Raw genomic sequence first — 9,645 nt, forward strand, 5'->3', positions numbered from 1 at the left:
ATACCGACCAGCCGGAATGGGATTGGCCTTCGCCAGTCCAGACTTTATCCGGCGTCAGCAGAACGGGACGCCMACTAGCTGCCTGTGCGGAAGCGCACAACAGCATTATTGCCGCGGTGACGGCGCGAGAAAGAAGCATAGCCATATTTAAGGAGAATACGGCGGAGATAATCCGGTGAACGACCGGACTATTATTCCGCCGTCGCAGCCTTATTAGGCTTCTTTAATCAGGAAGTCTTCCTTCTTCTTGCCTTCCAGCCATTTCGGCGCACGGCCACGGCCGGTCCAGCTTTGACCGCTGGCTGGATCACGATATTTCATCGGCACCGGAGCGCGTGGCTTTACCGGCTTGCCGCTCTTGGCCGCCGGGCCCAGATCGGCAATGGTCAGATTATATTCGCGCATGATGGCCAGAATCTGATCTTTGGCCTTGCCGATTTCGGTCTTGCGCGCGTTTTCCGCGAGATTTTGCAGTTCGGCGATCTTCGCCTGGTATTCCTGATAAGTCGTCATCTCTCTATCCTAAGTTGGAAAAAACAGGGTGTGACAATGTGTGAGATTTCATTGTCGCCAATGTACCATAGTTTTCGGTAATTATTCCAGTTAATTTAACAACATTAATAAAAGCCTGCCACACGGTTGAACGCAACTTCATTTAAGTGGCCAGCTTTAATAAGGGTATTAATTATTGACATTGCTCTGCCACAGGCGCAGCCTCGTCTGGTCGGCATGTGCCGGCGTCCAAAACAGGGAGGCTCACAATGAAAACGATCGCCGCAATTGTTCTGGGGTTAGCAGTCTGCACCACCGCTGTTGCGCAGGAAAAGCGCATTTATAAAGAAGGGACCGTGACTTCCGTCTCCTTCATCCGCACCAAACCTGGCCACTTCGACGACTACATGAAGTTTTTACTGGGTCCGTATAAGGCCGTGATGGAAGCGCAGAAAAAGGCCGGACTGGTCGTGGATCACCGCATCTACGCAGCGAATCCGAAGAATCCGCACGAACCGGACGTGATCCTGACAGTCACTTATGCCAATATGGCGGCACTGGACCGAAGCGATGAAGCCGATGCTGTCTCGTCCAAAGTCGCCGGTAGTTTCGAAGCGCAGGATAAAGCGTATGCCGATCGGGAGGCCATTCGCGAAGTGCTGGGAAGTGAATTGATCCGCGAGCTGCATGCCCGCTAAAGCATTACCCGGGTTGCCGGGATAGCACTATTTCCGGCGCCCGGGCACACGGCTATAATGCGCTATTCAACCTTGAATGGAATGCCATCACCGTGTCCCGTCTCGCCGTACTGCCTCAATACCTGCTGCCAAAAGGCGCCCTGACCAATTTCGCGGGCCGCGTGGCCGGCGCCAAAGGCGGCGCCATGACGACGCGCCTGATCCGCTGGTTCGTGGGCAAGTACGATGTGAACATGGACGAGGCGGCCAATCCGGACATCGCCAGCTATCACAGTTTCAACGAATTCTTCACCCGCGCGCTGAAGCCGGGCGCACGTCCGCTGGCCCAGGCTGATTTCATTTGCCCGGTGGATGGCCGCATCTCGCAGTTCGGCGATATCGAGGACGACCAGATTTTCCAGGCCAAGGGACACAAGTTCACCACCACCGCGCTGGTGGGCGGCGACAAGACCCTGGCCGACCAGTTCCGCCATGGCCACTTCGCCAATCTGTATCTGAGCCCGCGCGATTACCACCGCATTCATATGCCTTGCGATGGCAAGCTGACGCGCATGATCTACGTTCCGGGCGAGCTGTTCTCCGTGAATCCGACCACGGCACGCGGCATTCCTGGGCTGTTCGCGCGCAATGAGCGCGTGGTGTGCGTGTTCGATACGGCCAACGGTCCCTTCGTGATGACGCTGGTCGGCGCGACCATTGTCGGCAGCATGGCGACCGTGTGGCACGGCGTGGTCAACCCGCCGCGCCAGCCGTCGATCTGCGAATGGACTTATGCGGACAAGGACATCGTCCTGAAAAAAGGCGAAGAACTCGGCCGCTTCCTGCTCGGCTCCACCGTCGTGATGCTGTTCCCTGCCAACACCATGCGCTTCAACACAGACTGGCAACCCGCCGGCCCAGTCCGCCTCGGCGAGGCAATGGCCAACCTGAAGGCCTGAGCTACATCAAGCCGCGCCTTCGCACGCGGCGTATACTGGTAGTTCGGAGGCCGCCAATGACTGCCGTTGACAAAGAATACGTTGACGCGAAGTTTGATTCGCTGAAGCAGTATATCGATACGCGCGTGGCGCATGGCGTGCAAGAGCTCAAGACTGAACTGCATCAGACGATCGCCCAGACCGTCAAATGGTCCGCGGCGATCGCGGCTTCGACGTTAATGATTTTCGTCACCGTCGTGGTCTTTCTGATGAACAACGCGGTGCCGCGCCCGCTGCCAGTGCAGCAAGCTGCACCCGCGCCGGCGCCGGCAGCAGTGGCCGCGCCGATAGTGCCGCAGCCAATCGTCATTGTCATTCCGCTTAAATCTTAGCGCTGCCTTCGGTGGCGTTGAAATTCTCTTCGAGCATATCCAGGAACACGCGCGTCTTGGCCGGCATCAGGCGGCGGCCGGGGAAGACGGCCCAGCCTGTGCTTTCGGGGAAGCTCCAGTCCGGCAAGATGCGGACCAGCTCGCCTTTTTTCACGTGCGGCGCAGCGAATTCTTCGGTGCAGGTGGCGACGCCCAGGCCGGCCGTGGCCAGTTTGGTCAACAGTTCAGGCGAGTTGGCGCGGGTCTTGATCGGCACATCGCGCTCCCACGTCGTCTTGCCGCGTGAGAGCTTCCAGCGGGCCAAACCGTTGACCGCGCGCGGCAAGCTGAGCAGGTCGTGGCGGAACAGGTCGTCTGGATGCTCGGGCAAGCCGTGCAAGCCGGTGTAGTGCGGCGAGGCGAACAAGCCCCAAGTGCTGAGCACGACGCGGCGGGCGGCCAGCGAGGCATCGTCCGGCAGTGCGCCCATGCGGATGGCCACGTCGAAGCCTTCCGCCACCAAATCCACGCGGCGCGGCGACAAATCCAGATCGATGGAAATCGCCGGGTACTTCTTCAGAAAATCGGGCAGCAGACGGATCAGGTGCGAATTGGCAAAGTCGGCGGGCATGGACACCCGCAGCAGCCCATTCGGCGCCTGCTGGCGGTGCTGGGCCAGTGCGCCAGCCGCTTCCGTTTCCTCCGCCACCTTGCGCGCGTGCTCCAGCAGACTTCCACCGAACTCGGTCAGCACCAGCTTGCGCGTGGTCCGCTGCAGCAGGCGCTCGCCCAGCCGGGCTTCCAGCAGCGTCAGACGGYGCGACACGGTTGATTTCGGCAGTTGCAGGCGCTCGGCGGCCTGCGACAGGCTACCGCATTCGACAATTCGGGCGAACAGCAGCAGGTCGCCAGGGTCCAATTCAGTCATGATTGTTCCGTCAGTGGATAAATCATATCCATTTTAACGGCTTCCGAACCAAATTTGGAATTGCTAAAGTATCTCCATCGACGCAGCATTCAACCCAATACAAGGAGCCTTACCATGAACATCCTGCAAATCAACTCCAGCGCACGTAGCCAAGGTGCAGAATCCACCCGTATCGCCGACGCCATCGTCGCCAAACTGGTGAGCCGCCACAGCAACGCACAAGTGACCCGCCGCGACCTGGCATCTGATCCGCACCCGGTGCTGGACGAAGCCGCTCTGGGCGCCCTGTTCACCCCGGCCGACAAACGTACTCCTGAGCAAGCCGCCCGCGTGGCGCTGGACGACGCTCTGATCGCCCAAGTGCAGGCCGCTGACGTGGTGGTGATCGGCGCCCCGACCTACAACTTCGGCATCACCGTGCAACTGAAGTCCTGGTTCGACGCCATCGCCCGTGCCGGCGTGACCTTCAAATACGGTCCAACCGGCCCAGTCGGCCTGCTGACCGGTAAAAAGGTGTACGTTGCCCTGTCCCGTGGCGGCCTGCACAAAGATTCGCCGACCGACACCCAGCTCATGCACCTCAGCATGTTCCTGAAGTTCGTGGGCCTGGATGAAGATCTGCAGTACGTGTTCTCGGAAGGCCATGGCATGGGCCCTGAAATGGTCGCCAAGGCGCAAGCAGCAGCCAACGACCAGATTGCAGCAATCGTTGCTTAATTAATCAAAAAAGGAGAATGGTTATGGGTATCACTAGCGAAAAAATCGGATCGGCCCGCGGCGTGGAACGCATCATCCACGGCCAGGCCGTGATGGATGGCGCAGGCGTGAAGATCAATCGCGTCCTGACCCAGCCGCTCCAGCGCCGCCTCGACCCGTTCCTGATGCTGGACAATTTCGGTTCGGATGAAGCCAACGACTACATCGCCGGCTTCCCCGACCACCCGCACCGCGGTTTCGAGACGGTCACTTATATGCTGACCGGCCGCATGCGCCACCGCGACAGCGCCGGTAATGAAGGCCTGTTGACCAACGGCGGTGTGCAATGGATGACCGCAGGCCGTGGCGTGATCCACTCCGAAATGCCGGAACAGGAAGCCGGTTTGATGGAAGGCTTCCAGCTGTGGCTGAACCTTCCGGCCAAGGACAAGATGCGCAAGCCCTGGTACAAGGACTTCGGCGCCGAAGAGATTCCCGTCTTCGATACCGAAGCGGGCGCCAAGGTACGTGTGATCGCTGGCCGCAGCCATGGCGTGGAAGGCGCCGTGCAGCGCGAGGTCACCGAGCCGCTGTACATCGACGTGGAACTGCCGGCGGGCGCAAGCATCAGCCAGCTTATCCCGGCGGGCCATAACGCCTTTATCTACACCTATCGCGGTGAAGTGAAGGTGGGCGACAAGGCAGTCCCGGCGCGCAGCATGGCGATCCTGGCCAATACGGCAGGCGCCGACGGCGTGACCGTCACGGCGGGCGAAGCGAGCCGCTTCATCCTCCTGGCCGGCAAGCCGCTGAATGAGCCGATCGTGCAGTACGGCCCATTTGTGATGAACTCGCAGGAAGAGATCTTCCAGGCCGTGAATGATTTCCGCGCCGGGAAACTTGGCGAGGAAGCGCACGCGTAATGTTCAACGCAGCACCTGAGGCCCGGACAGGCCTCAGGGCTGTTTCCGCTACAATGCGGAGATGAGCAACCCACTCCTCACCTGGCTGACAAAGCTGAGCCACATGCTCGGCCTGAGCACCGCCGAATCCTTCCCATCCGGCCACGCCTACGCGCGCACCCGCTGGGACAAGGCTTACTTCGATATCGCTTCCGACGTCAAGCCGGATGACATCGAACGCCGCATCTGCGAAGCCATCGCCAACACTCCGCTCGTTTTCGCGCACATCACGAATCCCACGCCTGGCATGCAGCGTGTGCTGTTTGGCCTGATCGAACAGCGCCTGCGTTTGAACCACGAACGCGAAGCCGGCCAGCTGGCGGTGCTGCTGATCAAAGCCTACGAGAGCCGCGACATCCAGGAAGCCTCGTCCGGCCTGCGCGCGGCCATCGCATCGACTGAAGGATTGGAACTACCAACGCGCGTGCGCGCCCTGCTCGCCTTCCTGGCCGATATGCAGTCGCCGTTTGGCGTCATCGAGATGCGGGGCTAGGCCGGTAACTCAGGTTCTCGCGATAACGCAGCAACTCAAGGCGCACGCTGCGCACCATGCTCGCCGCCAGCGCCGCCTCCGGCATTTCAGCCGCCGCTGCAAAACTCGCAGCGGGACGCATCAGCACGTAGCGCGGCGCTTCGCCGCCGATCTGCAATCGATACCAGGTAAAGCGCGCCGCCTTATCGGCCTTGCTCCGCTGCGCCGCCAGCAGGCGTTCGAAGGCGACCTCTTCGCCGGGCGCGATCTGATAAGTGCTCAAGGCGAGGAACGGTGATGTATCGGGCAGTGGTGCGCCGGCGCTGGCGTTATCGAGACGCTTGTAGATACCATGGCTGAGGAAGTCGGCATGCGGCGTGACGTTGACGGCGTTGTCCGCCTGGTCGGCGGCTGGCTGCACGGCGGCGTCGAAGTCGGCCATCGCGTGGCCGAAGGTGCCGTCCATGAACAAGCCGAGGCGGTCGCCGAGCACGAAGGACCAGCCGTACCAGGTCCAGCTGTCTTCAGCTTTCTTATGCCAGCCCAGGTGGCGCTCGTAGCCCGCCTCGAACTCGGCGCCCTGCCCCGGCTTGGGCTGGATCACCACCATGCGCGCATACGGGCCTGCCTGTTGGGCATTAGCCAGCGGCGACAGCGCCATCGCGGCGGTCGCCGCGATCATCCACTTCCTCATGCTTGCTCCTCGCGTAGTTTGTCGGTACAAAACGCTCACGCAGTTTCATGAACGGCGTTTCGACGACAATGTACAGCAAGAAGCCAACAATTGCAGAAGCGGCAAGCAGGATTGCAATGCCGCGTGGTTCGTCCGGTCCGATGTCGTAATTCCAGGCCAGGATGTGGGCGAGCACGATGCACAACTGCTTGTGCGTCAGGTAGATGGCATAGGACCAGATGGCGATCGAACCTGCGCCCGGAATGCGCGTACGCGCCAGCAGGCCGCCGGGACTCATGCCCGCAACGAGCAGCGTGCTGAAGGCAAGTCCCAGCAGCGGATAGCCAAACACCGTCATGCCGAAGCCGTAGTGGTCGCGGATGAACAGCGCAAAGGCCAACGCCGTCAGCAGCGCGCCTGCCGCCAACGTCCAGTTGCCGCGCGAAGTCAGGCGCGTCCAGGCCGACGGATGGAAGTTCTTCAACAACGCCAGCGCCACGCCGAACAGCAGCTCATCGAAGCGGCACAGCGTGGAATAATAAATCAGCGTGTAGAACGCCGAGGTGCCGCGCGAACCGAGGTCGAGTCCCGGATGCCAGATCGATGCCCGCCACGCCATCGCGGCCAGCAGCGCGCCAATCAGGGCGCTCCAGCCCCAGAGCAGCGAGCGGCGCAGCAGCGCAATGCCCAGCGCCGCGGCTGGCAGCACCATGTAGAACTGTTCTTCCACGCACAGCGACCAGGCGTGCGAGAACAGCGTGCCGGGGATCAGGTTGAAGTTCAGCGTGAAGGTCCAATACTTCCACCACGGCGCAGGATGCGAATCGCCGGCCCATAAAGGCCAGAAGGCGTACAGCGCCAGCACGACATAATAGTTCGGCAGCGTGCGCAGCAAACGGCGCAGGTAAAAGCGTCCCAGCGAGAAGCCGCCGTTGCGCAGTCCCGCGAAAATCAGGTTACCGATCAGGTAGCCGGACAGCGCAAAAAACAGGTCCACGCCAGCCCACCCCACCTCGCTCGCCCAGCCAAAAGTGGCGTCGTGGGTGACGAAGGTCATGTAGTGATTGCAGAACACGAGCGCGATGGCAGCGGCGCGCAGCGTATCGAGGCCGTGGATGCGGGTTGAAGATTGGTTCATGCGCGCATTGTACCTGCGCTAGAATACCGGGCACTGTATTTACCACGCACCCGAACCAGAGGAAGAGCATGACCGTAGCGAGCGAACTGCATTTCAAATCTGTTAATTACACCGGCCAGGGCAAGGGCCGCCGCCTGATCGTCACCGGCGCCGTGCACGGCAACGAAACGGCCGGCACCAAGGGCATCCTGCGCGTGATGGAGCAGCTGGACAAAGGCGAGCTGAAAATCCTGAATGGCAGCGTGACCTTCGTGCCGATCACCAATCCACTGGCGTATGCAAAAGGCGAACGCTCCGGCGAGCGCAATCTGAACCGCAATCTGTTCCCGAACGAGAATCCGCAAGATTTTGAAGACCGCATCGCGAACTGGCTGTGCCCCCTGCTCGGCCAGCACGAAATCCTGCTCGACCTGCACTCCTTCAACGCACAAAGCCAGCCTTTCGTGATGGTCGGTCCGCGCAATAACGACGGCGATCTGCAACCCTTCAAGCACGAAGCGGAAGAGCGTGCGATGGCGCGCATCCTCGGCGTAAAGCGTTTCGTTGACGGCTGGCTGGCGACTTACGGCGCCGGGGTGAAGCGCCGCCTGCGCAATGACAGCGAACTGGAAACCGTCATCAAGTACGGCGTCGGCACCACTGAATTCATGCGCAGCACGGGCGGCATGGCGCTGACGCTGGAATGCGGCCAGCACGCCGATCCGCATGCGCCGGATGTCGCCTACCGCGCCATCATGAATGTGCTGGCCCACTTCGGCCTGATCGACGCGCCGAAGCCGCAACCGGTGCCGGTCGAGGAAATGGAATATCTGAGCATGGTGGAAGTACACGACAAGCTGCACGCGGACGATAAATTCAGCCGCGTATGGTCCAGCTTCGATCGCCTTAAGCAAGGCGACGAAATCGGCGTCCGCGCCGACGGCACGGTCGCTACCGCACCATTCGACGCCTACATGCTGTTCCCGGATGTGAACGCGAAAGCCAACGCCGAGTGGTATTACCTGGCCAAGGTCAGCGACAACTTTAATTGATGCATGGCGGATCGATGATCCGCCCTACGCAATTGTCGCCGTCTATTCTGCGCAGCGGTAGGGCGGGTCATTGACCCGCCGAGAGCAGCTTCAGTCCCAGAATACCGGCCACGATCAGCGCGATGCACAGCAGACGCGCTGCGCTGGCCGGTTCATTCAGCATCATGATGCCGTAGATAACCGTGCCCACGGTGCCGATGCCGGTCCACACGGCGTAAGCGGTGCCCAGCGGCAGGTGGCGCAAGGCCAGTCCCAGCAAGCCGACACTGCCCGCCATGGCGGTCAGCGTGAGCGCGCTCGGCACGAGTCTGGTGAATCCAGCGGTATATTTGAGCCCCACAGCCCAGGCAACTTCCAGCAGGCCAGCGAGGAAAAGGACGATCCAATGCATGATCTTCTCCCAAGTCATGACAGGGTCGTCCCCGCAGGAGAAAGAGCCGGCAGTATATCATTGCGGAAAATTTCTTTCAGAGAGGAGACCCAATGGTATTGCTGGCCCAGATCGTTACCGCCATCGTTCTGCTGATTCATGTCTACATTGTTCTTTTGGAAACCGTGCTTTTCCCTACCCGGGGACGCCGCGTGTTCGGCTTGTCCGCCGAGAAGGCCGAGATCGTGAAACCGGCCATGTCCAATCAGGGCTGCTACAACGGTTTCCTGGTTGCCGCGCTGGCCGTCGGCTTCCTTCATCCCAACCCGGCGGTTGCCCACGCCTTCACCGTGTTCGGCCTTATTTGCGTGGCGGTGGCCGGCGTCTGGGGCGGCGTGACCGTAAACAAGCGCATTTTGGCCGTCCAGACGGCCCCCGCCGTCCTTGCGCTGATCCTGAATTTTGTGCTTTAAGCAGGCCTTGAAAGAATATCGTAGAATCCCGATATACGAATCGGAATCCTACGATTTACGTATCGAAGAAAACCGAAATGACCCAAGAACTCGACATTGACGCCGTCCACAAGGCCCTGGCCAACCCGGTCCGGCGTGAAATCCTGTGCTGGCTGAAACAGCCGGGTGCTTACTTCACCGAGCAGATACACCCGCTTTCCATGGGGGTGTGCGCTGGGCTGATCGAAAGCAAAACGGGATTGTCGCAGTCCACGGTGTCTGGCCATCTCTCCATCCTGCAAAAAGCGGGACTGGTGACGGTGCAGCGCATGGGTCAGTGGAACTTCTATAAACGTAACGAGGAAACGTATCAGCAGTTTCTCGATCACATGAAGGCTTTTTAAAGGAACACAACAATGACTACGCTCTTTGACCCGATCACCAT

Annotated in this window: 14 protein-coding genes; 9 read left to right on the forward strand and 5 right to left on the reverse strand. The window is 60.4% G+C overall.

Annotation, left to right across the window (positions count from 1 at the left end; genetic code table 11):
* Positions 1-213: 213 nt before the first annotated feature.
* A complete protein-coding gene (locus AB4Z11_RS12365) occupies positions 214-513 on the reverse strand; it encodes an H-NS histone family protein (RefSeq protein WP_442025546.1) in 300 nt (99 codons plus the stop codon).
* Between the two features lie 248 nt (positions 514-761).
* On the opposite strand from AB4Z11_RS12365, the gene AB4Z11_RS12370 reads away from it, so the two are divergent.
* From AB4Z11_RS12370 to AB4Z11_RS12380, 3 genes are all read left to right on the forward strand, one after another.
* Complete coding sequence (locus tag AB4Z11_RS12370) at positions 762-1,190, forward strand: hypothetical protein (protein ID WP_442025547.1); 429 nt, start codon at positions 762-764, stop codon at positions 1,188-1,190.
* A 110-nt stretch (positions 1,191-1,300) separates the two neighbouring features.
* Entirely contained in the window at positions 1,301-2,128 is an 828-nt protein-coding gene (gene asd, locus AB4Z11_RS12375) for an archaetidylserine decarboxylase (RefSeq protein WP_442025559.1), read from the forward strand.
* A gap of 56 nt (positions 2,129-2,184) precedes the next feature.
* Complete coding sequence (locus tag AB4Z11_RS12380) at positions 2,185-2,499, forward strand: hypothetical protein (protein ID WP_442025548.1); 315 nt, start codon at positions 2,185-2,187, stop codon at positions 2,497-2,499.
* Here the strand turns inward: AB4Z11_RS12380 and AB4Z11_RS12385 are convergent.
* Positions 2,489-3,406, reverse strand: a complete 918-nt coding sequence (locus tag AB4Z11_RS12385) for a LysR family transcriptional regulator (RefSeq protein ID WP_442025549.1) — start codon at positions 3,404-3,406, stop codon at positions 2,489-2,491. The two genes, AB4Z11_RS12380 and AB4Z11_RS12385, sit on opposite strands and share 11 nt — an antisense overlap.
* Positions 3,407-3,520: 114 nt before the next feature.
* On the opposite strand from AB4Z11_RS12385, the gene AB4Z11_RS12390 reads away from it, so the two are divergent.
* From AB4Z11_RS12390 to AB4Z11_RS12400, 3 genes are all read left to right on the forward strand, one after another.
* Positions 3,521-4,123, forward strand: coding sequence for an FMN-dependent NADH-azoreductase (locus AB4Z11_RS12390; protein WP_442025550.1), 603 nt, complete (start codon positions 3,521-3,523; stop codon positions 4,121-4,123).
* Positions 4,124-4,146: 23 nt separating this feature from the next.
* Positions 4,147-5,025 carry a pirin family protein gene (locus AB4Z11_RS12395; RefSeq protein ID WP_442025551.1) on the forward strand — a complete coding sequence of 293 codons (879 nt, stop codon included), beginning with the start codon at positions 4,147-4,149 and terminating at the stop codon, positions 5,023-5,025.
* A gap of 61 nt (positions 5,026-5,086) precedes the next feature.
* Entirely contained in the window at positions 5,087-5,557 is a 471-nt protein-coding gene (locus tag AB4Z11_RS12400; protein ID WP_442025552.1) for a hypothetical protein, read from the forward strand.
* Here AB4Z11_RS12400 and AB4Z11_RS12405 read toward each other — a convergent pair.
* The gene (locus tag AB4Z11_RS12405; RefSeq protein WP_442025553.1) at positions 5,538-6,230 is read right to left on the reverse strand and encodes a hypothetical protein; all 693 of its coding nucleotides are present in this window, start codon (positions 6,228-6,230) and stop codon (positions 5,538-5,540) included. The genes AB4Z11_RS12400 and AB4Z11_RS12405 overlap by 20 nt on opposite strands.
* On the reverse strand, positions 6,175-7,347 hold the full coding sequence (locus AB4Z11_RS12410) for an acyltransferase family protein (RefSeq protein ID WP_442025554.1): 1,173 nt from the start codon (positions 7,345-7,347) through the stop codon (positions 6,175-6,177). The genes AB4Z11_RS12405 and AB4Z11_RS12410 overlap by 56 nt, the downstream gene beginning before the upstream one ends.
* Positions 7,348-7,415: 68 nt before the next feature.
* Here AB4Z11_RS12410 and AB4Z11_RS12415 point away from each other — a divergent pair, with 68 nt between their 5' ends.
* Entirely contained in the window at positions 7,416-8,378 is a 963-nt protein-coding gene (locus AB4Z11_RS12415) for a succinylglutamate desuccinylase (protein WP_442025555.1), read from the forward strand.
* A gap of 67 nt (positions 8,379-8,445) precedes the next feature.
* Here AB4Z11_RS12415 and sugE read toward each other — a convergent pair whose 3' ends face one another.
* Entirely contained in the window at positions 8,446-8,769 is a 324-nt protein-coding gene (gene sugE, locus AB4Z11_RS12420) for a quaternary ammonium compound efflux SMR transporter SugE (RefSeq protein ID WP_442025556.1), read from the reverse strand.
* A gap of 92 nt (positions 8,770-8,861) precedes the next feature.
* On the opposite strand from sugE, the gene AB4Z11_RS12425 reads away from it, so the two are divergent.
* Positions 8,862-9,221 (forward strand): DUF1304 domain-containing protein, encoded by a 360-nt coding sequence (locus AB4Z11_RS12425; protein WP_442025557.1) that lies wholly within the window; start codon positions 8,862-8,864, stop codon positions 9,219-9,221.
* 77 nt (positions 9,222-9,298) lie between these two features.
* A complete protein-coding gene (locus AB4Z11_RS12430) occupies positions 9,299-9,604 on the forward strand; it encodes an ArsR/SmtB family transcription factor (protein WP_442025558.1) in 306 nt (101 codons plus the stop codon).
* The last annotated feature ends 41 nt before the right edge of the window (positions 9,605-9,645 follow it).

It is taken from the genome of Pseudoduganella sp. RAF53_2 (assembly GCF_052113985.1).
In the GTDB taxonomy this organism is placed as follows: domain Bacteria; phylum Pseudomonadota; class Gammaproteobacteria; order Burkholderiales; family Burkholderiaceae_D; genus Rugamonas.

Bases quoted from the DNA above. Each gene is read 5' to 3' on its own strand.
- AB4Z11_RS12365 (WP_442025546.1), bottom strand. From the start codon at position 513: ATGACGACTTATCAGGAATACCAGGCGAAGATCGCCGAACTGCAAAAT.
- AB4Z11_RS12370 (WP_442025547.1), top strand. From the start codon at position 762: ATGAAAACGATCGCCGCAATTGTTCTGGGGTTAGCAGTCTGCACCACC.
- AB4Z11_RS12380 (WP_442025548.1), top strand. From the start codon at position 2,185: ATGACTGCCGTTGACAAAGAATACGTTGACGCGAAGTTTGATTCGCTG.
- AB4Z11_RS12390 (WP_442025550.1), top strand. From the start codon at position 3,521: ATGAACATCCTGCAAATCAACTCCAGCGCACGTAGCCAAGGTGCAGAA.
- AB4Z11_RS12395 (WP_442025551.1), top strand. From the start codon at position 4,147: ATGGGTATCACTAGCGAAAAAATCGGATCGGCCCGCGGCGTGGAACGC.
- AB4Z11_RS12400 (WP_442025552.1), top strand. From the start codon at position 5,087: ATGAGCAACCCACTCCTCACCTGGCTGACAAAGCTGAGCCACATGCTC.
- AB4Z11_RS12405 (WP_442025553.1), bottom strand. From the start codon at position 6,230: ATGAGGAAGTGGATGATCGCGGCGACCGCCGCGATGGCGCTGTCGCCG.
- AB4Z11_RS12410 (WP_442025554.1), bottom strand. From the start codon at position 7,347: ATGAACCAATCTTCAACCCGCATCCACGGCCTCGATACGCTGCGCGCC.
- AB4Z11_RS12415 (WP_442025555.1), top strand. From the start codon at position 7,416: ATGACCGTAGCGAGCGAACTGCATTTCAAATCTGTTAATTACACCGGC.
- sugE (WP_442025556.1), bottom strand. From the start codon at position 8,769: ATGCATTGGATCGTCCTTTTCCTCGCTGGCCTGCTGGAAGTTGCCTGG.
- AB4Z11_RS12425 (WP_442025557.1), top strand. From the start codon at position 8,862: ATGGTATTGCTGGCCCAGATCGTTACCGCCATCGTTCTGCTGATTCAT.
- AB4Z11_RS12430 (WP_442025558.1), top strand. From the start codon at position 9,299: ATGACCCAAGAACTCGACATTGACGCCGTCCACAAGGCCCTGGCCAAC.